General features: G+C 59.8%; 22 protein-coding genes. 9 read left to right on the top strand and 13 right to left on the bottom strand.

The window, feature by feature from the left end; all coding sequences use genetic code 11:
* Window positions 1–2: 2 nt before the first annotated feature.
* The 5 genes from trpC to ACZ47E_RS06195 form a co-directional block, all read right to left on the bottom strand.
* Window positions 3–818: an indole-3-glycerol phosphate synthase TrpC gene (trpC, locus tag ACZ47E_RS06215; RefSeq protein ID WP_278066796.1), complete on the bottom strand. Its 816-nt coding sequence runs from the start codon at window positions 816–818 to the stop codon at window positions 3–5.
* Between the two features lie 10 nt (window positions 819–828).
* Window positions 829–1,842, bottom strand: a complete 1,014-nt coding sequence (gene trpD, locus ACZ47E_RS06210; RefSeq protein ID WP_006698866.1) for an anthranilate phosphoribosyltransferase — start codon at window positions 1,840–1,842, stop codon at window positions 829–831.
* A 16-nt stretch (window positions 1,843–1,858) separates the two neighbouring features.
* Window positions 1,859–3,751 carry a peptidyl-prolyl cis-trans isomerase gene (locus ACZ47E_RS06205; RefSeq protein ID WP_137068738.1) on the bottom strand — a complete coding sequence of 631 codons (1,893 nt, stop codon included), beginning with the start codon at window positions 3,749–3,751 and terminating at the stop codon, window positions 1,859–1,861.
* A gap of 404 nt (window positions 3,752–4,155) precedes the next feature.
* A complete protein-coding gene (locus ACZ47E_RS06200; protein WP_004442104.1) occupies window positions 4,156–4,290 on the bottom strand; it encodes a hypothetical protein in 135 nt (44 codons plus the stop codon).
* A 38-nt stretch (window positions 4,291–4,328) separates the two neighbouring features.
* Window positions 4,329–4,508: a hypothetical protein gene (locus ACZ47E_RS06195; RefSeq protein WP_004442101.1), complete on the bottom strand. Its 180-nt coding sequence runs from the start codon at window positions 4,506–4,508 to the stop codon at window positions 4,329–4,331.
* A gap of 436 nt (window positions 4,509–4,944) precedes the next feature.
* On the opposite strand from ACZ47E_RS06195, the gene coaD reads away from it, so the two are divergent.
* From coaD to ACZ47E_RS06165, 6 genes are all read left to right on the top strand, one after another.
* Window positions 4,945–5,439 carry a pantetheine-phosphate adenylyltransferase gene (gene coaD / locus ACZ47E_RS06190; RefSeq protein WP_004442098.1) on the top strand — a complete coding sequence of 165 codons (495 nt, stop codon included), beginning with the start codon at window positions 4,945–4,947 and terminating at the stop codon, window positions 5,437–5,439.
* A gap of 28 nt (window positions 5,440–5,467) precedes the next feature.
* Window positions 5,468–6,037, top strand: a complete 570-nt coding sequence (locus ACZ47E_RS06185; RefSeq protein WP_004442095.1) for a peptidylprolyl isomerase — start codon at window positions 5,468–5,470, stop codon at window positions 6,035–6,037.
* Window positions 6,038–6,073: 36 nt separating this feature from the next.
* Window positions 6,074–6,583: a peptidylprolyl isomerase gene (locus tag ACZ47E_RS06180; RefSeq protein WP_037093468.1), complete on the top strand. Its 510-nt coding sequence runs from the start codon at window positions 6,074–6,076 to the stop codon at window positions 6,581–6,583.
* A gap of 198 nt (window positions 6,584–6,781) precedes the next feature.
* Window positions 6,782–7,864 carry a tRNA preQ1(34) S-adenosylmethionine ribosyltransferase-isomerase QueA gene (gene queA, locus ACZ47E_RS06175; RefSeq protein WP_037093470.1) on the top strand — a complete coding sequence of 361 codons (1,083 nt, stop codon included), beginning with the start codon at window positions 6,782–6,784 and terminating at the stop codon, window positions 7,862–7,864.
* Window positions 7,864–8,994, top strand: a complete 1,131-nt coding sequence (gene tgt, locus ACZ47E_RS06170; RefSeq protein WP_004442089.1) for a tRNA guanosine(34) transglycosylase Tgt — start codon at window positions 7,864–7,866, stop codon at window positions 8,992–8,994. The genes queA and tgt overlap by 1 nt, the downstream gene beginning before the upstream one ends.
* Window positions 8,995–9,185: 191 nt before the next feature.
* Window positions 9,186–10,343 carry an aminodeoxychorismate synthase component I gene (locus tag ACZ47E_RS06165; protein WP_278066795.1) on the top strand — a complete coding sequence of 386 codons (1,158 nt, stop codon included), beginning with the start codon at window positions 9,186–9,188 and terminating at the stop codon, window positions 10,341–10,343.
* Here ACZ47E_RS06165 and ACZ47E_RS06160 read toward each other — a convergent pair whose 3' ends face one another.
* From ACZ47E_RS06160 to ACZ47E_RS06140, 5 genes are all read right to left on the bottom strand, one after another.
* Window positions 10,344–11,621 carry a type III PLP-dependent enzyme gene (locus ACZ47E_RS06160; RefSeq protein ID WP_278066794.1) on the bottom strand — a complete coding sequence of 426 codons (1,278 nt, stop codon included), beginning with the start codon at window positions 11,619–11,621 and terminating at the stop codon, window positions 10,344–10,346.
* Entirely contained in the window at window positions 11,605–13,137 is a 1,533-nt protein-coding gene (locus ACZ47E_RS06155) for an AMP-binding protein (RefSeq protein ID WP_278066793.1), read from the bottom strand. Before ACZ47E_RS06155 ends, ACZ47E_RS06160 begins: the two co-directional genes overlap by 17 nt.
* Window positions 13,134–13,397 carry an acyl carrier protein gene (locus ACZ47E_RS06150; protein WP_034499138.1) on the bottom strand — a complete coding sequence of 88 codons (264 nt, stop codon included), beginning with the start codon at window positions 13,395–13,397 and terminating at the stop codon, window positions 13,134–13,136. Before ACZ47E_RS06150 ends, ACZ47E_RS06155 begins: the two co-directional genes overlap by 4 nt.
* A gap of 108 nt (window positions 13,398–13,505) precedes the next feature.
* On the bottom strand, window positions 13,506–14,396 hold the full coding sequence (locus tag ACZ47E_RS06145) for a hypothetical protein (RefSeq protein WP_112765854.1): 891 nt from the start codon (window positions 14,394–14,396) through the stop codon (window positions 13,506–13,508).
* Window positions 14,397–14,533: 137 nt separating this feature from the next.
* The gene (locus ACZ47E_RS06140; protein WP_004442072.1) at window positions 14,534–15,661 is read right to left on the bottom strand and encodes an S-(hydroxymethyl)glutathione dehydrogenase/class III alcohol dehydrogenase; all 1,128 of its coding nucleotides are present in this window, start codon (window positions 15,659–15,661) and stop codon (window positions 14,534–14,536) included.
* Between the two features lie 428 nt (window positions 15,662–16,089).
* Here ACZ47E_RS06140 and ACZ47E_RS06135 point away from each other — a divergent pair, with 428 nt between their 5' ends.
* The 3 genes from ACZ47E_RS06135 to ACZ47E_RS06125 are packed head-to-tail and all read left to right on the top strand — an operon-like array spanning window position 16,090 to window position 18,486.
* On the top strand, window positions 16,090–17,304 hold the full coding sequence (locus ACZ47E_RS06135; RefSeq protein WP_278066792.1) for a TadE/TadG family type IV pilus assembly protein: 1,215 nt from the start codon (window positions 16,090–16,092) through the stop codon (window positions 17,302–17,304).
* Between the two features lies 1 nt (window position 17,305).
* A complete protein-coding gene (locus tag ACZ47E_RS06130; RefSeq protein ID WP_035211529.1) occupies window positions 17,306–17,872 on the top strand; it encodes a TadE/TadG family type IV pilus assembly protein in 567 nt (188 codons plus the stop codon).
* Window positions 17,869–18,486 carry a TadE/TadG family type IV pilus assembly protein gene (locus ACZ47E_RS06125; RefSeq protein ID WP_107339377.1) on the top strand — a complete coding sequence of 206 codons (618 nt, stop codon included), beginning with the start codon at window positions 17,869–17,871 and terminating at the stop codon, window positions 18,484–18,486. Before ACZ47E_RS06130 ends, ACZ47E_RS06125 begins: the two co-directional genes overlap by 4 nt.
* Window positions 18,487–18,501: 15 nt before the next feature.
* Here the strand turns inward: ACZ47E_RS06125 and trmFO are convergent, their stop codons facing one another.
* The 3 genes from trmFO to ACZ47E_RS06110 form a co-directional block, all read right to left on the bottom strand.
* Window positions 18,502–19,935, bottom strand: coding sequence for a methylenetetrahydrofolate--tRNA-(uracil(54)-C(5))-methyltransferase (FADH(2)-oxidizing) TrmFO (gene trmFO, locus ACZ47E_RS06120; RefSeq protein ID WP_278066791.1), 1,434 nt, complete (start codon window positions 19,933–19,935; stop codon window positions 18,502–18,504).
* Window positions 19,936–20,453: 518 nt separating this feature from the next.
* A complete protein-coding gene (locus ACZ47E_RS06115; protein WP_003495735.1) occupies window positions 20,454–20,597 on the bottom strand; it encodes a DUF1127 domain-containing protein in 144 nt (47 codons plus the stop codon).
* 472 nt (window positions 20,598–21,069) lie between these two features.
* Window positions 21,070–21,216 carry a DUF1127 domain-containing protein gene (locus ACZ47E_RS06110; RefSeq protein ID WP_004442060.1) on the bottom strand — a complete coding sequence of 49 codons (147 nt, stop codon included), beginning with the start codon at window positions 21,214–21,216 and terminating at the stop codon, window positions 21,070–21,072.
* Window positions 21,217–21,749: the final 533 nt, after the last annotated feature.

Genomic DNA, 21,749 nt, shown 5'->3' with positions numbered 1-21,749 from the left:
GTTTATTCCGCTGCCAGAATGCCGGACTGGCCCGTCAGCAGCGCCTTGGTGGCCGCCGTCACATCGTCCTTGCGCATCAGGCTTTCACCGACGAGGAAGGTGCTGATGCCGCTTTTTTTCAGGCGCTGGCAATCCTCGAAGGTGAAGATGCCGCTTTCGCCCACCAGCAGCCTGCCGGCGGGCACCAGTCCCGCCAGCCTTTCGCTGGTTTCGAGGCCAACCTCGAAAGTGCGGAGATTACGATTGTTGATGCCGAAAAGCGGCGAGTCGAGCTTCAGCGCCCGTTCCGTTTCTTCTTCGTCGTGCACTTCGATCAGCACATCCATGCCAAGCGCGAAAGCCTCGTCTTCCAGCCGTTTCGCGTCGTCATCCGACAGCGAGGCCATGATGAGGAGAATGCAGTCCGCGCCCCAGGCGCGGGCTTCGTGCACCTGATAGGTGTCGAACATGAAATCCTTGCGCAGCGCGGGCAGGGCGCAGGCGTTGCGGGCGGCGGTCAGGAACTCCGGAGCGCCTTGAAAGCTCGGCCTGTCTGTCAGGACAGAAAGACATGCAGCGCCGCCAGCCTCATAGGCCGCAGCCAGCGCCGGCGGATCGAAATCGGGGCGGATGAGGCCCTTGGAGGGGCTGGCCTTCTTGATTTCGGCGATAAGGCCGAACTTGCCCTCGGCCTGCTTTGTTTTCAGCGCCCTGTAAAAACCGCGGGGCGCGCTCTGGTCGGCAGCCATGGCCTTCAGATCGGCCAGTGAAACCTTCGCCTTGGCGGCGGCGATTTCTTCGAGCTTGTAAGTCTCGATCTTCTTGAGAATGTCGCTCATGATCTCGCTCTCATTCCTCGTTTGATACGGCGACCAGACGCTCCAGCGCGGCGGCGGCCTTGCCGCTGTCGAGGGCATCGCTGGCAATCGTCATGGCCTGGCCAAGCGTTTCCGCCTTGCCGGCGATGACAAGCGCTGCGGCTGCGTTGCAAAGCGATACGTCGCGATAGGCATTGCGCTTGCCTGAAAGAACCTCGCGCAGCGCCGCCGCATTGGCAATGCCGTCGCCGCCCTTGAGGTCGTCCATCCGCGCCGGCTCAACGCCGAAATCTTTCGGGGTCAGCTCGAAGGTGCGGATATTGCCGCCTTCGAGCGCCGCCACATGGGTGACGCCCGTGGTGGTGACTTCATCCATGCCGTCGCCATGCACGACCCAGATGCTTTCCGAACCCAGATCACGCAGCACTTCGGCAAGCGGCACCAGCCAGCGTGGCGAAAACACGCCGAGCAATTGCCGTTTTGCGCCGGCCGGGTTGGAGAGGGGGCCGAGCAGGTTGAAGATCGTGCGCGTGCCGAGTTCAACGCGGCTCGGGCCAACGTGGCGCATGGCGGAATGGTGCATCTGCGCGAACATGAAGCCGAGACCCGCCTCGCTGATGCAGCGGGCGATGAGATCGGGACCTATATCGAGCTTCACGCCGAGTGCGGAAAGCGCGTCTGCCGTGCCGGATTTGGAACTCAATGCCCGGTTGCCGTGCTTGGCGACCGGCAGGCCCGTGCCGGCGACGATGATCGAGGCGAGTGTCGAGATGTTGTAGGTGCCGATGCCGTCACCGCCGGTGCCGACGATATCGATGGCATTGGCGGGGGCGGAAACCGGCAACATCCGGGAACGCATGGAGGAGACGGCGCCGACGATTTCGTCGACCGTTTCACCGCGCACGCGCAGCGCCATCAGGAAACCGCCGATCTGCGACGGCGTGGCTTCGCCCGACATCAGAATGTCGAAAGCCGTGCGCGCATCCTCGCGGTTCAGGCTTTCTCCATTCGCGACCCTGGCGATCAGCGGCTTCAGTTCGGCCATCTCGTCGCCTCCCGGGTTAGAAGCCGACCATCGCCTGATCGGCGAGGGCCTGGTTGATCGTCACACCATAGTCATTCTGCAGGCGGTTGACCATCTGGTCCAGCATGTCGTCGCCGGCCGCGCGGGCAATGGCGGCAAACTGCTGGTCGTCATTGGCGATCGCGTCCGGCGTCGCGTTGGTGTCGACAGAGGTGACCTTGAAGAGGATGCGGCTGGAACCATCGGCATCGGCCGCGGTGCCGACCACGCCTTCGGCGCCCGAGAAGACGGCGGCGATGGTCTGGCGACCGAAAATCGCATCTTCGCTGGTGCGGCGCAGGCCGGATTTCTGTTCGACTGCAAGGCTCAGCTCACCCGCAACAGCCTCCAGCGTCTCGCCCTTTTCAACGCGGGCCTTCAGCTCGTCGGCCTTGGCGGCAAGTGCGGTGCGCTGCTGCTCGGCCGTCCAGTCGGCCACGACATCGTCGCGGACTTCGGCAAGCGTGCGGTCGCGGGCAGGGATGATCTGCTCGACGTCGAACCAGATGTAACCTTCGCGGCCGAGATTGATCGGCAGGGCCTCGGTTCCGGGTTCGGTCTTGAACACGTCCTGGGCGAGCTGCGGGGAGGGCAGGCCTTCGACCGCATCGCCCTTTTCGTCGAGACCGGCTGCGTCGATGGCGGCAATGGTGACCGGTTTCAGGTTCAGCTGCTGTGCGGCGTCCGCAAGCGAAGAACCGCCGGCGCGCAGATCCTCGTAACGGTCGTGCACATTGGTGATTTCTTCCGCGGCGGCAGCGGTGGCGAGATCCTTGCGGATGTCTTCCTTTGCCTCTTCCAGCGTGCGGGTGGTTTCCGGCTTGATGCCCGTGACGCGCAGAAGTACCGGGCCGAACGAACCTTCAACCACTGGCGAAACGCCCCCATCCTTCTGGATGGCAAAAGCGGCATCGGCAATCGACTGGTCGGGGATGGTATCCTTTGTGAATTCGCCAAGCGTGACGTCGGACGGCGTCTTGCCCTGATCCTTCACCACCTGGTCATAGGTGGTGTTGCCGAGCCTGATCTGCTCGGCGGCGGCGGCGGCCATTTCCTTGTCCGGGAAGGTCAGCTGCTCGACCGTGCGGCGGCCGGCGGTGCGGAAGCTGTCCTTGTGGCTGTTATAATAATCGGCGATCTGGGCGTCCGTTACCGAGGCTGGCTCCGCGATGTCGGAAGGTTCCAGCTTCACATAGGTGAATTTGCGGAATTCCGGCGCGCGATATTTCGTCTTGTTCGTCTCGAACCAAGGGGCGAGCACGTCGTCGCCGGGGGCCTTGACCGGCGGGATGACGGCGTTTGAAAGAATGACATAATCAACGGCGCGCTGCTCGTTGCGATATTGCTTCAGGGCATCCACGAGAACCTGCGGTGCGGCAAAACCGTCCGAGACGGCTTCAACGATCTGGCTGCGCACGGCGACCTTGCTGCGTTCCTTGATGTAGTCGTCCTCGCGGAAACCGGAATTGCGCAGGCGCTCCGTAAAGAGGTTGCGGTCGAACTGGCCATTGACCGATTTGAAGGCGGGGTCTTCGGCAATGAGTTTGGCAAGACGGTCTTCCGAAAGACCGAGGTTCATCTTCGAAGCGAGTTCGTCAAGCGATGCCCCGGCTGCAAGCTGGCTGAAGACCTGGCGGTCGATGCCGAAGGCCTTGGCCTGTTCGGTCGTCAGCCTTGTGCCGAACTGGCGGCTGAGATCGGAAATCTGCCGCTGATAGGCGAGGCGGAATTCCTCCGGGCTGACCGTCTGGTCACCTACCGTCATGACGGCGTGGGAATTGGCGGTGACAAGCGATGCGGAAACGCCCCAGATGCCAAAAGAAACAACAAGCAGGAGAAGCAGCAGCTTGGCTGCCATGGTTCGAGAAGCATTTCTCAGGGAATCGAGCATCGTTATGCAAACCTCACAGGAACGTCATCGCGGTCGCCGGCTGTCCGGCCCGCAACGTATCGGCGTTCCTTAAATCAATCCATTCGGAAATTGAAGGGAATTTCCCTTGGAAAAACGGGGTTTTGAAAACGGTTGTGTGATTGGAGGCGCCGAAATGGAGGCAACAGATGGATATCAGCGGCGTCCACACCTTCATTCCTGTGCTTGTGACAGGAATCGAGCCCGCCCAAGTCCTTGGGCTGAAAAGAGTCTTCCCGTCGCACAGACATTTGCTGACTGGATTCCCGTGACGAGCACAGGAACGAGGGCGGCTATCGCAGGCCTTTCAAAACAAAACCGCCCGGAGGCTCCAGGGCGGCTGAGAACAATCATTTTTAAAGCGGATTTATGCCAGCCTGCCGCTCTCAGAAAGCGCGGTCGCGCCGGATCATCGCCTTGAACTCCTCGTCCTCGCGTCGCATCTCGGCGACGACAGAGATCATTGACATCACGAACATTACGCTGATCAGGGCAAGAAGCATCGTCAGAAATGTGAACATGATGTCGTCTCCGGAGTTTCGAGAGTTTCTCCCCGTTATCAGTAATAATTCATATACTGGTAGCGGGCGGTCAGTTGCGGATAGTCAGGTCCAAGCTTTTCAGGCTTCTGTTCATAAAGGCTAAACGTCGTTGCTACCATTGCGATAACCAGAACTGTCCAGGCGGTGCTGATGACGCTGATTTTCGCCGAAGTAGACTGTTTTTCTCTTACAAACATTTGTCTGTTCCTTTGGTTTCTTGTTAACGCACCATGTCCGATCATGTTCCGCGTCAATCATAAAAATCGATTAGCATCGCCCCGGTGAAACTTCCTTGAATGGCTCGTTCATCTGGCGTTCAGGAAACTGGCTGAGGCCGTCATTCGAGGAAAAGATACTCGGCTGCGAATGACGAGATGACCGAAACGACGATCATGAAGGCCAGCATTTTCGATTCTCCGGTTGCTTAACGGGCGAAAGGCGTTTCGGTTTCCCGATGCTGTGCATTTAAACAAAATGGCTCTGAAACCGCACTGAACGGCCCGTTCATCGGGGGTTCACGGCACGGCCGCGCTTGTGAGGGGTGGTTATAAAGTCTTGCGCCGCGTGCTTCTCCATGACAAAAGGCGGCACATATGCTGAAGCGTCGAGACGCGCCCACCATCTGAGAGCGATATGACGATTGCCTTTTATCCAGGATCCTTCGATCCGATGACCAACGGACATCTGGATGTGCTTCTCCAGGCGCTGAACGTGGCGTCAAAGGTCATTGTCGCGGTTGGCATTCATCCCGGAAAAGCGCCGATGTTCAGTTTCGAGGAACGGGCAGGGCTGATAAAGCAGGCGCTTGCGGAGCAGCTGCCGGGCGAAGCGGCGCGCATGGACGTCGTTTCCTTCGATAATCTGGTTGTCGATGCGGCCCGTCAGCATGGCGCGCGACTTCTGCTGCGCGGCCTGCGTGACGGCACCGATCTCGATTATGAAATGCAGATGGCGGGCATGAACCGCCAGATGGCGCCCGATATCCAGACCGTGTTCCTGCCCGCCGGCACCTCGTCGCGACCCATTACAGCCACATTGGTTCGGCAGATCGCCGCCATGGGCGGCAATGTCGAAGCCTTTGTGCCGAAAGCCGTGCTTGAAGCCCTTAACGCCAAGCTGAAGCGCTGACTTCAGCCTTACATTTGGAGCCAATCCGATGAAACTCGTTCGATTTGCCTTTGCCGGCGCCATGTTTGCGGGCGCGCTTGCCGCCAGCACCTTTGCGTCTGCCGCCGAACTTCTCACCGTCCAGCTTAAGGACGGCCCCGTTGTCATCGAGCTTATGCCCGACGTCGCGCCGAAGCACGTGGCGCAGATCGAGGCGCTGGCCAAGAAGGGCGCTTACGACAACGTCGCCTTCCACCGCGTCATCGACGGCTTCATGGCGCAGACCGGCGACGTGCAGTATGGCAACATGGAGAAGGGCTTCAGCGCCCAGCGCGCAGGTACTGGCGGCTCCGACCTGCCGGATATTCCGGCCGAATTCTCCAAGGTTCCGTTCACGCGCGGCGTGGTCGGCATGGCCCGTTCGCAGGATCCGAATTCCGCCAATTCGCAGTTCTTCATCATGTTTGCCGACGGTCCGTTCCTGAACGGCCAGTACACCGTGGTCGGCAAGGTCGTGTCCGGCATGGAAGCCGTGGACAAGATCAAGCGCGGGCAGGGCAGCAACGGCGAAGTTTCCAACCCCGACCGGATGATCAAGGTCACTGTCGGCAAGAAGTAAGACAGGGCAATAGAGCCCGAACAGAGGAGAATAATCATGGCCGAGATCAAGGATCCGGAAAACACCATCATCATGGAAACGACGACCGGCAAGGTCTTGATCCAGCTGCTTCCGGAAGTTGCTCCGGGCCACGTTGCCCGCATCAAGGAACTGGTATCGGAAGGTGCTTATGACGGCGTCGTTTTCCACCGCGTCATCGAAGACTTCATGGCCCAGACCGGCGACGTGAAATTCGGCAAGAAGGGTTCCGAAAGCTTCAACCCGGCCCGCGCCGGCATGGGCGGCTCCGAAAAGCCGGACCTGAAGGCAGAATTCTCCGCCATCCCGCATGTGCGCGGCACCTGCTCCATGGCCCGTTCGCAGAACCCGAACTCCGCCAACTCGCAGTTCTTCATCTGCTTCACGGATTCCCCGTGGCTCAACAAGCAGTACACCGTCTGGGGCCAGGTCATCGAGGGCATGGAAGCCATCGACAAGGTCAAGCGCGGCGAGCCGGTGAAGGACCCCGATTCGATCGTGTCCATGAAGCTCGCTTCGGCGGCTTGAGAATAGCTTATAAAGTGTTTACCCGCTCCGCAGGAAACTGCGGGGCGTTTCACATTGATGACAAGGGTGCCAACCTCTCAGCCGTCATCCTCGGTCCCCGGATCAAGCCCGAGGATGACGTCTCGTTAGACGAAGCCTTGTCACTCCCACCACCCGCCCGATTGAGGGCGGGTTTTGATATTTTCGAGAGCCCTTGCAATGCGTGTAGACCTGTTCGATTTCGACCTGCCCGAGGAGAATATCGCCCTACGCCCGGCGAACCCGCGCGACAGCGCGCGCCTGCTGGTGGTCGATCCGAATGAAAATCGCATGGAAGACCATCGCGTTTTCGACCTGCCGTCCTTCCTGCGGGCCGGCGATGCGCTTGTTTTCAACGACACCCGCGTCATTCCCGCCCAGCTTGAAGGTGTCAGGCTGCGCGAAGGCGCGCCGGAGACGGCCGTTTCGGCCACGCTGCACATGCGCGCCGATCAGTCCCGCTGGAAGGCTTTCGCGCGTCCCGGCAAGCGCATCAAGCAGGGCGACCGCATCCGTTTCGGTTATGAGCGCGACAATGCCTGCGGCCTTGCCCATCTGGAGGCCACCGTCGAGCAGAAGGGCGAGGAGGGCGAGATCACGCTGCTGTTCGACGTCTCCGGTCCCGTTCTGGACGAGGCCATTGCCTCCGTCGGCCATATTCCCCTGCCGCCCTATATCGCGGCCAAACGGCCGGAAGATGCGCAGGACCAGACCGACTACCAGACCATCTACGCCCGCGAGAAGGGCGCCGTTGCCGCGCCTACCGCCGGGCTGCATTTCACGCCCGACCTGTTTGCCGCGCTCGACAAGGCCGGTATCGAGCGGCATTTCGTGACGCTTCACGTTGGGGCAGGCACCTTCCTTCCGGTCAAGGCTGATGATACCGACGATCACAAGATGCATTTCGAAATCGGCCACGTCTCGCAGGAAACAGCCGACAGGCTGAATGCGGTCAAGGCGCGGGGCGGGCGCATTGTCTGCGTGGGCACGACGTCGCTGCGCCTGATTGAAAGCGCGGCTGCGGAGGATGGCATCATTCACCCGTGGTCCGATGCGACCGGCATTTTCATCACGCCCGGTTATCGTTTCCGCGCGGTCGATATGCTGATGACCAATTTCCACCTGCCGAAATCGACGCTGTTCATGCTGGTTTCGGCTTTCTGCGGTCTCGAAACGATGCGTGACGCATATAAGCACGCCATCGAAACCGGATACCGTTTCTATTCCTATGGCGATTCCAGCCTGTTGTTCCGGAAAAACTGATGCACGACAAATTCACCTTCACCCTGAAAGCCACGAGCGGCGGCGCGCGCCTCGGCGAAGTCGCCATGCCGCGTGGCGTCATCCGCACGCCCGCCTTCATGCCCGTCGGCACTGTCGGCACCGTCAAGGCCATGTATCTTGATCAGGTGCGCGAGCTGGGGGCGGACATCATTCTCGGCAATACCTATCACCTGATGCTCCGGCCCGGCCCCGAGCGTGTCGCCCGCCTTGGCGGCCTGCATGAGCTGATCCGCTGGCCACACCCGATCCTCACCGATAGCGGCGGTTTTCAGGTGATGTCGCTTTCCGGTCTGCGCAAGCTGGATGAGAAGGGCGTGACCTTCAAGAGCCATGTGGACGGTTCGCTGCATCACATGTCACCGGAACGCTCGATCGAAATTCAGGGCCTGCTCGATTCGGACATCCAGATGCAGCTCGATGAGTGCATCGCGCTGCCGGCCGAGCGCAAGGAAATCGAGCGCGCCATGGAAATGTCGCTGCGCTGGGCCGAGCGCTGCCGCGTCGCCTTTGGCGACCAGCCCGGCAAGGCCATGTTCGGCATCGTGCAGGGGGGCGACCAGCCGGACCTGCGCATTCGCTCCGCCGAAGGGCTGAAGCAGCTCGATCTCAAGGGTTATGCGGTCGGCGGCCTTGCCGTCGGTGAGCCGCAGGATGTGATGCTGGGCATGCTCGATATTACCCTGCCGGTGCTGCCCACTGAAAAGCCGCGTTACCTGATGGGCGTCGGCACGCCTGACGATATCCTGAAATCGGTGGCGCGCGGCATCGACATGTTCGACTGCGTGATGCCGACGCGTTCCGGCCGTCATGGTCTGGCCTTTACGCGCCGCGGCAAGGTCAATATCCGCAATGCCCGCCATGCCGAGGATATGCGCCCGCTCGACGAACAATCCAACTGCCCGGCCTCGCGCGATTACTCCCGCGCCTATCTGCATCACCTCGTACGCGCCAACGAGGCGCTGGGCGGCATGCTGCTCTCCTGGCACAATCTTGCCTATTATCAGGAGCTGATGCAGGGTATCCGCAAGTCGATCGAGGAAGGCCGTTTCGCCGATTTTTATGCGGAAACCATCGAAATGTGGGCGCGGGGCGATATAGACCCGGTTTAATGCCTCGTGACCTGTCTCCACACTCGACGTCATCCTCGGTCTCGTGCCGAGGATCTGCCGAGATCGCTAAAGTCAACGGGTGGTAGATCCTCGGGACATCCTCGGATTTGATCCGGGAACCGGGGATGACGATGGAAAGGTATCTTTCCGACGCCCTGCAGTCTCTAGATTTACCTTCTACGGATTTTTCCTTGGCACATGCGCCTTACGTTCTTTTCCGGGATGACACGACCGGCACGGTGACAGCCTTCACCGAGCCGGAGGAAATCATCGTCGCGGATGAGCGAGAAGCATTTTTTGCAGCGCTGAAGCGCATGGAAGAACTGCGCCGTGCCGGAAAATATTTAGCTGGCTATATGTCTTATGAGGCCGGTTTCCTGTTCGAGCCGAAGCTTGCGCCTTTTGCGGAAGAACCGCGCAACGTGCCGTTCCTGAATTTCGGGGTCTTTTCCGGCCCGCAGCCGGATGACGGCCGCTTTGCGCGGCCTGACGAAGTTCCGGGCGCGGATGCGTTTCTTGCCGATCCGGTTCCGGCATGGACACTTCCCGAGTATCGGCGGCGTTTCGAACTGTTGCACGACCATATACGCCGGGGCGACTGTTATCAGGGCAATCTGACCATGCCCGTCCATGCCCGCTGGAGCGGCGATCCGCTGACGGCATTCTGGTCATTGATCGAGCGCCAGCCGGTGAAATATGGCGCGCTGGTCGATCTCGGCGGCCCGGTCATCCTGTCACGCTCGCCGGAACTGTTTTTCTCGGTTGACGGGCAGGGGTTCATCGAAACCCATCCCATGAAGGGAACGACGCCGCGCGGAGCGGATGCGGAGGAGGACAGGGCGATCATCGCGGCGATGCTTGCGGATGAAAAGACGCTCGCCGAAAACCGGATGATCGTTGATCTCTTGCGCAACGATATTTCCCGCATCACCGAGGTCGGCAGCCTCGATGTGCCACGGCTTTTCGATATCGAGACCTATCCTACCGTGCACCAGATGGTCAGCCATATCAGGGCGAAACTTTTGCCTGGCATGACGGTGGAAGACATTTTCGCCGCGCTGTTTCCCTGCGGATCGGTTACCGGTGCGCCAAAAATGTGGGCGATGAAAATCCTGCGCGAACTGGAAGCGACGCCCCGCGACGCCTATTGCGGCGCCATCGGCCTCATGTCTCCTGGTGGTGAAATGCGCTTTTCGGTGGCGATCCGTACCATGACACTGTTCGATGACGGTCGCGCCGTCTTTAATGTCGGCGGCGGCATCGTCTTCGATTCCGTGGCTGAGGCGGAATATGACGAGTGCCTGCTGAAATCGAAATTCGCTGTGGGGGACAGGCTGCTGCGAGGGTGATTATCGCCCGATCATCTCAAACGCCCCGTTTTCCGCCAGCACTTCCTTCGCCGCCGCGTGGCTTAGAAAACCCCCGGGACTGGCGCTTGCGCCATAGGCGCCTGACTGCAGGATGGCGATGAGGTCACCGGCCTGGAGCCTCGGCAATGCCGCGTTGCGAGCCAGCGTATCGAGTGGCGTGCAGAGCGGGCCGACGACAGTTGCAGTCTCCGCGTGGTCGGCCTGCATCATGGCGGGCGCAACGATGGGGTAGTTGCGCTTGACGATCTGACCGAGATTGCCCGAAGCGGCCAGATGGTGGTGCATGCCGCCATCCGTCACAACGAAGGTGGTTCCGCGCGAGGTCTTCACGGAATTGACTTCGGCCGTATAGATGCCGCCCGGACCGGCGAGGAAGCGGCCGGGCTCGACGATGACATGGGCGTCGGCGATCAGCGGATGCGCTTTCAGCAGTGCCTTCAGATCGGGGACGGCGGCTTTTACCTTCGCGAGATCGAGCGGTGCTTCGCCGGCGAAGTAGGGGATGCCGAGGCCGCCGCCGAGGTCGATGGTTTCAAGCGGCTTGCCGAGCATTTCCGCCATGCGGGCGGCAATTGTGATGGCATGTCGCCATTGCGAGACAAGCATGTCCGCATCGAGGATCTGCGTGCCGCCATAGATATGGATGCCGACGAGATCGATAACGCCCGCATGCCGGAAAAGCGGCAGGATATTTTCCAGTTCTTCCTCATCGAAACCAAAAGCGGTGGCCTTGCCGCCCATGCGCATGGCACCGGCTTGCGCATCCGGCACCGGATTGATGCGGACAGAGGCCTTGACGGGTTTGCCGATTGCCTCGATGCGGGCAATTTCCTCGGCGCTTTCGATATGGATTTCGCCGATGCCGCCCGTGATCACTTCGTGCAATTCGGCTCTGCTTTTGCCGGGCCCGGCAAAGATGATGTTTTCGGGCGCGACACCAGCCTTTATAGCGGCGCGATATTCGCCAGCGGAAGCGATTTCCGCGCCGGCGCCTTCCTGCCGGAAGAGCGCGATGATGGCGGGCAGGGGATTGGCCTTCACCGAATAATAGATATCGGCAAAACCGGAGAGCGTCGCCTGGAGATCGCGGTAGGCGCGGCGCATCGCGCCAGCATCATAGAGAAAGCATGGGGTTCCGGTTTCGGCGACGATATCGCGCACGGCAAGCCCGCCGATCACAAGATCGTTTTCACTGATATCGAATGACGCGGCCGCAAGGGCGGGACCGTGGCTCTGGGGTTTATCTGTGGGCGCCATTGTCCGTCCGTTCGCGCACAAGCGCGCGGTAGTCCACCTTGCCATTGGCGGTGACCGGCAACCGGTCGACCAGCTCGATGGCGCGCGGGATCATGAAGGGGGCGAGCATTTCAGCGGCCTTCTTCAGTGCCGCGGAAACATCGATGTTTTCATTGGCGGCAGTCGCCACGGCATGCACCTTTTCTCCAGCAAAGGGGTCCGGAAGGCCGATGACGGCGACCTGCTGGAACAAGCCTGTCGACATCAGGCTTTCTTCGACTTCGGTCGGGCTGATGCGATAACCCGAAGACTTGATCATCGCATCGTTACGGGCAACGAAGCTGAAGAACCCGTCTTCGTCTTCCACCGCCAGATCGCCGGAGTAACATACGGTTTCTCCGCCCAGTGCCGCCGGAATGAAGGGATGCGGGCGCAGGACTTTCGCCGTGTCTTCCGGCCGGTTCCAGTAGCCCAGCGAAACGGTCGGGCCTCGATGCACGAGAATGCCGGGTTCGCCGGGCTTTGCCCGCTGTCCCTCGGCGGTGACGATGAATATCTCACATTCGGGAATGGCTTTGCCGATCGAGGTCGGGCGGCGATCGATTTCATCCGGCGGCAGGAAGGTGGAGCGGAAGGCTTCGGTCAGGCCGTACATCAGGTAGATTTTCGTGTCCGGCAGCTTTTCGCGCAGCGCCTTCACAGTTTCCTGCGGCACGCGCCCGCCAGAATTGGTGATGTAACGCAGATGCGGAAGCGGCGTCCTGGCAAGCGACGGCGCCGCCCTCGTCAGGATCGCCCAGACTGTCGGCACCCCGGCAAGCCCGGTCACGGCATGGTCGCGCAGGTCGCGGACGATATCGTCACCGAGCCTAAAGGTGGAGATGATTGTTGTCGCGCCCTGTTCCACTGCCGTCAGCAGCTGGTTGAGGCCATAATCAAAGCTGAAGGGCAGGAGGGAAAGAATGCGATCCTTGCCGGTAATCTCCAGATAGGTGCGCACGATGCGCGCGCCGGCCAGGAGATTGCGATGCGACAGCATCACGCCCTTGGGTGAGCCGGTAGAACCGGATGTATAGAGGATCGCCGCGAGGTCTTCGCCGATTGCCGCCGGGCTTTTGACTGACGTCTTGCTGCCTTCGGCGATATCGTTCGCCAGTAGCACGCGGACACCGGCCAGACCTTCCAGCGCCGCGCTCAGCTCGTCGCGCATGGTCGCATTGCTGATGACAAGTTCGGCGCCGCAATCCACGATGATATGGCGTATCTGCTGCGCCTTCAGCAGCGCATTGACCGGCACGAAGACGCATCCGGCCATGCTGACGCCGAAGATCGACCAGCATTCTTCCGTGCCTCGCGGCAGAAAAATGACGACCCGGTCGCCGCGTTGCGCCCCAGCCTGCTGCAAGGCAGCCGCGCATCGTTCCGCCGCTTCGGCAAATTGCCGGTAGCTCAGGGATGTGTCTTTATAAACGATCGCCTGCCCGTCGCTTGCCGCGCGCGCGCCCAGCAGGTGGTGCAGCAGGTAAGGAGGTGTCATCTCCTCCGTTCCCTGAGGACGAAGGCGACGAGATCGGCGGGCGTGCCAAGGTTGTCGGGGGTGAAATGTTCGTCGTCGAGAATGATGCCGAAGCCTTCACCAAGAAAGATCATCAGCTCCAGAAAGCCGAGCGAATCGATGACGCCTCCCTCGAGAAGTGGCGTGTCCGCCGAAAAAGGTGCATAGGCAGGGAAACGGTCCGAAAGATAGGAGTGAATGGTATCAGCAATCTCTATTTCGCTCGTTTTTGCTGCAAGCATGTTCATTCCCCGATCTCCCCGTATATTTTCCATGGCTGCCGCCCCGGAACCCCGTTTATCTGTAAAGGCCAGGTTTCGGTCAGGACAACCCCAGCACCACTAAAATACCTAGGGTGGCAATAACACCAACTCTGAGTATGTTTCGTTAATAAATTGTGGGTTCCATGCGCCTTTTACTTGTATCGGCGCAGATTTATGTGCAGCGAAGCCGCCCGCGTTTCGTTCACCCTCGAGTGCAGCCATCGTCATGGCAAATCTGCCGTGGCGAAGGAGATGGCGGGCGATCGCGGAAATGTGTCTTTGTACGACTGCGCGGTCCTCGCAATAGATGAGGCGCGCGGAGGGCGCCCTTTTGGTCGCCGTTTTCAGAAAGACCAGCGGGTAATGACGGCCATCCGCCTGCATGATGGCGACGATGCAGCCGAGGCGCGCGTGATCTTCAAGCATCTCACGCGTCTCGCTGGTCAGCGTACCGGGTTGAGCGGAGGCAAGCGTTATGAGGCGGGCGCTCGAGGGGCGCAACGCCTTCAACGGCAGGGGATAAAAAAGCGTGCAATCCGTCACCGTGTGAAAGCCCAGCCTCTCATTCAGCCTGCAGGCTTCGGCCGAGGGGGTGAGGTCGGTGAAGACCTCATCCTTTGAAGACGACGCCATTTGCAGCATGCGCGGCGCGAACCATCTGCAAGCCGGCTCGACATACCAGCTGGACAGATTGACGACGACAGTGCCGGTATCCGGCAGGCGGCTTTTGATTGTCAGCAATACACCGGCGGTGGCGTCACCTTTCATCAGCAATTGCCCGACGGGACCGAGTTGCCGGCGTTCGTGATGTTCGGCGATCAGCGCAAGCCCGCGGGACCAGAAGGCCTCGCTCTTTTCAGGGAAACCTTTCGTCAGAAGACTGATGGCGGCGGCGCGGTTTCCGTTATCGATCGATACGATTTTCAGGGGCGCTCTCCGCTGTCTGGCGTCACTCGGCCTGAGGAAGAGATTTTTCAACCCCACCGCGCGTTATGGGATTACAACGATAGATTTACCGTCCCGTTAATCGCGCTGGCTGTAAGGCCGAAGGAGCGATCACATTTGCATGAATGGGCAGGCGCGCGTGCTGCGCGCCTGCTGATGTTGCCGGCCGATCAGTACACGACGACGCCGCGGATGCTTTCGCCCCTGTGCATCAGGTCGAAGCCCTTGTTGATGTCTTCGAGCGGCATGGTGTGGGTGATCATCGGGTCGATCTGGATCTTGCCTTCCATGTACCAGTCGACGATCTTCGGCACATCCGTGCGGCCGCGCGCGCCGCCGAATGCGGTGCCCATCCAGTTGCGGCCGGTGACGAGCTGGAACGGACGGGTGGAGATTTCCTGGCCAGCACCCGCAACGCCGATGATGACCGACTTGCCCCAGCCGCGATGGGAGGCTTCCAGCGCCTGGCGCATGACCCTGGTATTGCCGGTGCAGTCGAAGGTGTAATCCGCGCCGCCGATCAGGTCGCCGTTGCGCTTGGTCATGTTGACAAGATAGGGGACGATATCGTCGCCGACTTCCTTCGGGTTGACGAAGTGGGTCATGCCGAATTTTTCGCCCCAGGCCTTGCGGTCCGGGTTGATGTCGACACCGATGATCATGTCCGCGCCGGCAAGACGCAGGCCCTGCAGCACGTTGAGGCCGATGCCGCCGAGACCGAAGACGATGGCCGTGGAGCCGATTTCGACCTTGGCGGTGTTGATGACCGCACCGATGCCCGTGGTGACACCGCAGCCGATGTAGCAGACCTTGTCGAAGGGCGCGTCGGGATTGATCTTGGCGAGCGCGATTTCCGGCAGAACCGTGTAGTTCGAGAAGGTCGAGCAGCCCATGTAGTGATGGATCTTGTCCTTGCCGATCGAGAATCGCGAGGTGCCGTCCGGCATCACGCCCTGGCCCTGCGTGGCGCGGATGGAGGTGCAGAGATTGGTCTTGCGCGAGGTGCACGAATAACACTCGCGGCATTCCGGCGTGTAGAGCGGAATAACATGATCGCCCTTCTTGACCGAGGTAACGCCCGGTCCGACATCCACGACGATGCCGGCGCCTTCATGGCCGAGAATGGCCGGAAACAGGCCTTCCGGATCGGCGCCGGAAAGGGTGAAGTCATCGGTGTGGCAGATGCCGGTCGCCTTGACCTCGATCAGCACTTCGCCGGCCCGGGGACCTTCGAGCTGAACGGTCATGACCTCGAGCGGTTTTCCTGCCTGAATGGCAACGGCGGCGCGGACGTCCATATCTTATCTCCTGGCATTGTCTCGTGATTGGATGGGGCTGTTTTGCCCGAGCTTGGCTGGAGGGACAAGGGGCAAGCCCAAGTTTGTGTTTTCGGAAGAAACCGTGAATGCAAACCCCACACTGCCGTTACGCGGTCATACGATTTTATTGGCGAGCTCTAATTTACTAATAAATAAACTAAGCATATGAATTTGCTTCATATTTTTAAGTTCCGATTGAGCTTTGATTTACGGTTTGCGTGTTAATTGCCCCCTGTATTTCAGTGGTCGGGCGAAGTTGCTGGAAAAGCAGCGCCGCCGGCGACCAACAAGCAATTTTCGAGCGACCGGCGTGAGCCGGACATTTTTTAGCGTCGCAGAAAGCAAGGCCTGTCGCTTTTCACAGCGCGCCTTTCCCATGGCGATGAGCGACATGAAACGGTGTTTTGATGACGAGCAGGCGGATTAAAAAAGCGGCATGGAAATGGAGCCTGTTTTCATCGCTCCTTGGGGACCACGCGGGTACCTTCGCCATTATGACAGCGCTGCTGCTGCCGGTCTTTATCATTTTGCTGGGGCTGCTTTTTGAGGGTGGCAGGGCGCTGGCCTATTACAACCAGTCAAAGCGGGTCATGGCGATGGCGTGTGAAAGAGCCACCAAGCCGACTCGCACCTACACATTGTCCGACGAAGTCCGGCGCGACAATGTGGCCGCAGCCTTCGATGCCATGATTCAATCCACCAAGCAGAAGGTCCTCTCGCGCGAGGTGAAGGTGGACTGGACCACGACGAATATCAAGGCCGAGTTCAGTTACAGTTTGATTTTCTCGGAGATGTTCAATCTCGATAAGCTGAAATATCGCCTCAATGAGTCCTGCGAAGGTATCCCGCCTTACCCCGAGGACGATGCGGTCATCATTGACAATATGTTCGAGAGCAACGCTCTCGGCGTCGAGCGGATCTTGAAAAACGGCGTCACCAAGGAAACACCCGGCGGTTGCTGGGGTGTCTATCCCTATTCTGAAATTGGATGGGATGGCGGCACCGGGCCCGGTGTCGAGTTGCAGGACTGGAGCAGCCCCTGCTGCCGCCGTAACCACAATTGGCAGGGTTATCCGGCCGGAATGCAGAGCAAGAAACTCAACGAGGCCCCTACCGCCAACGACAAAGCCTGCACTCTGAAGGAAGTCGATAAGTCAAAGACCACCGACAAGATCGAAATCGAAAAGAAGGTGGGCACCGAGCTCTCATTGCCAACCCGTTATGTCATGGAACTCGACAGCGACTGGGGGCCGCCTGCGCCCGGCAAGAAAAAAAATAATGAAGCCAATAGCTCGATCTACAAGGATGTCGAGCTTCACCCCGGAATATATAAGATCATGGTTTGGTATAATGGGCGCCGGGCCGTCGAGGACGTGGAAAAAACCAACGGCATCAAGATTTCGCTACAGCAGCGGCTCCCCACCCTGAGACCTCAGCAGAAGGTGTGGGAGTTGACTCAAGATAAAAACAGCATTGCCTGGACACCGAGGGATTACAGTTTCAGGGTCAAAGCCTACTCCATCTATCGGGTGACTATCGAGGCTACCGGACTGAGCGACAGTTTCGGCGGCATCATCACGGGCTTCCAGCTCATCTATGTGGATCGAGTGGAAGAAGACTGAGATGAAGTCTTTTCTTTCCCTGCTTCAGGATAAAAGCTGCGGCGGCCCGCGCGGATGCCGGTTCACGCATGCGGCATGTTACCGGTTGTTTGGCGACCGAAAGGCGGCAACGGCGGTGGAGACGGCGCTGCTGTTGCCGCTGTTTTTTGCGCTGATTTTCGGGACGCTCGAAATCGGCCTGCTGATGCTCTATTACCTCTATCTCTCTTTTGCGTCCAATGCGGGCATCGAGTATCTCCGCAAGGCGGCGGCGGACGGTCGGCCGGCGACCGAGATTGCGTTGCGCAAGGCAATTGCCTCTCATTTCATTGGCGGGACGGACGAAACCAACCTCAAGATCGCTCTCTTGCCGATCCCGGACGACGATATTGCCGAAGCCAAAGTGCCCACACCAATCGTGAACGATTTTCGCCCGCCCGCCGATACCGCCGGGCAGTACATTCTGGCAATCGGTTACAAGTGGAATTTTTTGATGCCGACGACGCGGCTCCTCGTGCCGGACACGGGTGGCATTCATCAGTTGCGCAACATTTCCCTGGCCATCACTGCCGTACGGGTAACCGAATGAAAAAGACGAGATGGTTTTTTCGTCTTGGCAGTTTCGGTCGTTGCCGTTCTGGCGCTGCGGCGGTGGAAATGGGGCTTCTGGCACCGCTGCTCGTCCTTATGCTTGCCGTGGTCATTGAGGTAGGGCGAGGGTGGCTGAGTTATGACCGGTTCATGACGGTCGTTGATAATTCGGCACGCTGGGCGGCAAGATTTCCCGAATTCGAGAAACGGGTGCGCACGGGGGTTCCGAGTTTCGTCGTCCTTTCCGGCAGCGGCATTCTCCAGACGGGCAAACTTGACCTGACGCTGAGAAGCGTCAAACTGGTGGACAAGGTCGCCCGGCTGCAATTTCCCGCCCACAATTTTATGGGTTCTGCCGAAGATGTGCCATGGGAGAAAACCGTGATTGCCAACGGTTTCGTTGCCCAGGAAGCTATCATCGTCGTCTCCGGGCGGTACAGCTATAAGCCGCTGATCGCGGTCCTCGCCGATATCACGCTCAAATTCGAATATGTTGCGGCTGTTAACCCGTTCTTTTCCCAGCGATATCCATACCAGAGCGGCAAATCGGATTTCGCAAAATGGAACCTCACGCGCACGCCCAAACCCAAATCTGTACCCAAACCGGACTGAGCAGCCTCATTGCGCTTATGTGGCGGTCTGGCCTTCGCCGAGCCACGCTGCACAATCCTTCAACGCCCGCGCCGCGATCAGCTGACGTTTCATGATCGTCTTGTCCTTGCCGCGAAAACGCTTGACGCCTTCTGGCTTGACGATCGAGCCCGGCTCCAGTTCGGGGAAGAGGCCGAAATTGATGTTCATCGGCTGGAAGGAGCGTTTGCCCGGTTCATCATCGGAAGACAGGTGGCCGCGGGTGATGTGGTTGAGCAGCGAACCTAGCGCGGTGGTGGCCGGCGGCAGGCTCGGGGTTTCGCCCTTTTGCTCGGCGGCGGCGAAGCGGCCGGCGAGGAGGCCGACGGAGGCGCTTTCCACATAACCCTCACAACCGGTGATCTGGCCGGCGAAACGCAGGTCCGGCCGGGATTTCAGCTTCAGCGAGCGGTCAAGCAGGGTGGGGGAATCGATATAGGTGTTGCGGTGCAGGCCGCCGAGGCGCGCGAATTCCGCATTTTCGAGGCCGGGTATCATGCGGAACACATCCGCCTGAACGCCGTATTTCAGCTTCGTCTGGAAACCGACCATGTTGTAGAGCGTGCCGAGCGCATTGTCCTGGCGCAGCTGGACGACGGCATAGGCCTTGACGGTAGGGTTATGCGCGTTAGTCAGGCCCATCGGCTTCATGGGGCCATGGCGCAGCGTTTCGCGTCCGCGCTCGGCCATGATTTCGATCGGCAGGCAGCCATCGAAATAGGGCGTGCCTTCCCATTCCTTGAAACCGACCGTGTCTCCCGCGATCAGCGCGTCGATGAAGGCGTTATATTGCTGCTCATCCAGGGGGCAGTTGATGTAGTCCTTGCCCGTGCCGCCAGGGCCGACCTTGTCGTAACGCGACTGGTACCAGCAGATATCCATGTTGATGCTGTCGCGGTGGACGATCGGGGCGATGGCGTCGAAAAAGGCGAGCGCATCCTCACCCGTCTCGGCCTGGATGGCGGCGGCGAGATCCGGCGAGGTGAGAGGCCCGGTCGCGATGATCGTGTTGCCCCATTCCTTCGGCGGCAGGCCGTTCACCTCTTCGCGGACGATCGTCACCAGTGGGTGACCCTCCAGCGTTTTCGTCACGGCCTCGGAAAATCCGTCGCGGTCAACGGCAAGCGCGCCGCCGGCCGGCACCTGGTGTTTATCGGCGCAGGCCATGATCAGCGAGCCGGCAAGCCGCATTTCCGCATGGATGACACCAACCGCATTGGCTGTCGCATCGTCGGAGCGGAAGGAGTTGGAACAGACCAGTTCCGCCAGCGTATCGCCCTTATGCGCATCTGTGCCGCGCACACCGCGCATTTCGTGCAGGATGACGGGAACGCCGCTCTGCGCAATCTGCCATGCGGCTTCCGAGCCGGCCAGCCCGCCGCCGACGACGTGAATGGGAGAGATGGTCTTGTCTTGCATTTCGGTGTCCATGGGCGGCCGCGGGGCCAAGGCTCCCGTCCGGCGGCCGTCATTCGAGTGAGTGTTCCGCGCGGGTCCTAAAAGGACGCGGCATTGTTTGCCGATGCACTAGCATGCATGGCGGGGGCAGCCAAATGGTTTTGGCGGATGGAGGCTAGTGGGCTACGAAGCTCCCGCCGGGATCGAGGAGCAGGCGCGCATTTGAAGCAGGCAGCGGGATGAGGGGGCGAGGTTGGAGATATCAGGGGAGCTAGCTCGCTCATCCCACCCTTCGGGCCACCTTCTCCCCGGCGGGGAGAAGAAACAAGCGGCGAACTCGAACCCGATGTCTTTGGCGTAGCGCCCGTATCCGAAATGCCGGCCGGCCCTGTAAAGCCGAATGGTGGCGGAAGCCAGGAGTGCATCTTCGAAAAATAGCTGCTTGCAGCGGAAACTCCAGAATCAAAAACGGCGCCAGAGGCGCCGCTTTCTTAACCTGTCGCTCAATCGTCGCGCCCTGGAGGTCGGGCAGCGGGACGATCGTTTACGCCTTAGCGGAACGAACGGGCTGCTACGTTACGGATGTCGTAACGGGTCAGGCCGATGTCGCTCAGAGCCTGGTTGGAGAGGCTGCCGAGTTCGTTGATCGTGCGGCGGTAGGAGATCCAGTTCTTTGCGATGCGGATAGGGTTCATGGTCGTTTCCTCAATCTATCTCTGTTGATTTCGTCTGCCGGCTCAGCGGTTTCTCTGTGCTCTCGGCTGTTGAGGTTTATATATAGACATGAAGCCATGTTGTGCAGTGCAGAATTTAGGCTACTGCCATGCATTTGTGCAGTATGTCGTCTAAATTTGCGGCTTTGGGTATCATATGGGCAAAATATGAGCGGAAATGCCTGCCTCTGAGGCGGCTTCGAGGGGTATGGCGGCCTTAGACGGCTTTCGAAGGGGCTCTGCGGCGTGAGAGGGCAATCGGAGCAGGCTCGGACATCATCCTCGCGTACGCCAACACTCGGCATCAATGCATTTATCCGTCGGCGCAGCAGGCGGTACAGAAGAATTGCTTCGAGGTGGGGCGCCGCCCAAAACGAAAAAAGGCCAGAGGCGGAAGCCTCAGGCCTTTTTGGTAGGTCGTCTCGCATCCGCCGCAGAGCGGCGGGGCGTCCAATTAGAAGCCGACGGCGGTCTTGGCGACGCGGCGGATGTCCTGACGGCCAATGCCGAGGTCATTCAGTTCGCGGTCGGTCATGCGGCCGAGTTCGGTTACGGTCTGACGATACTTGCGCCAGTTGGTGAGCGAGCGTGCAATGTTCATTTTCATCTTCCTCTTCGTGCTGTTCAGTCGCCGCGGCCAGTCTTGGGAGGCTTTGGTCCGGGGCTGAACTCGATGTCTGTATGACCACGAATATAATCGGTTTAATCAAAACAAAAACAGACAAAGCAAGATGCCACCTATGCATTAAACGCAATGCAATCCGGTAAAATGCCCCGATTGCGGCGATTCATGCATAATTTGTGACCAATTTGTGTGCTTTTGATGGAGTTATCCGCTGCAGCCTTGCGGCGGTGCGTCATGCGGCGGCTGCGTGCGGCGGTACCGGCGCCATCATGTGCCCGCAATGCCATATTATATATAATGTCAATGCGGCCGCGTGTTAGCGTGAAGCGGCCATATGATAGGGGGGTCGGTAATCGGGGAGGACGATGGCGCGCTACGCCGCTTTCGTCCCTGTATCCTGAAGGCTTGCCGGTCTTTCGTGTTCCGAAAATCCGTTGGCCGGTCGCGAAAGCGGGCCGGGCCTCCTTCTGCCCAGCCCGGCTGGCAAGAAAAGTCCGGGCGAAACGAAA

The sequence above is a fragment of the Agrobacterium sp. 5Ca39 genome, from assembly GCF_055382365.1.
This window is presented reverse-complemented; position numbering and strand designations above follow the sequence as displayed.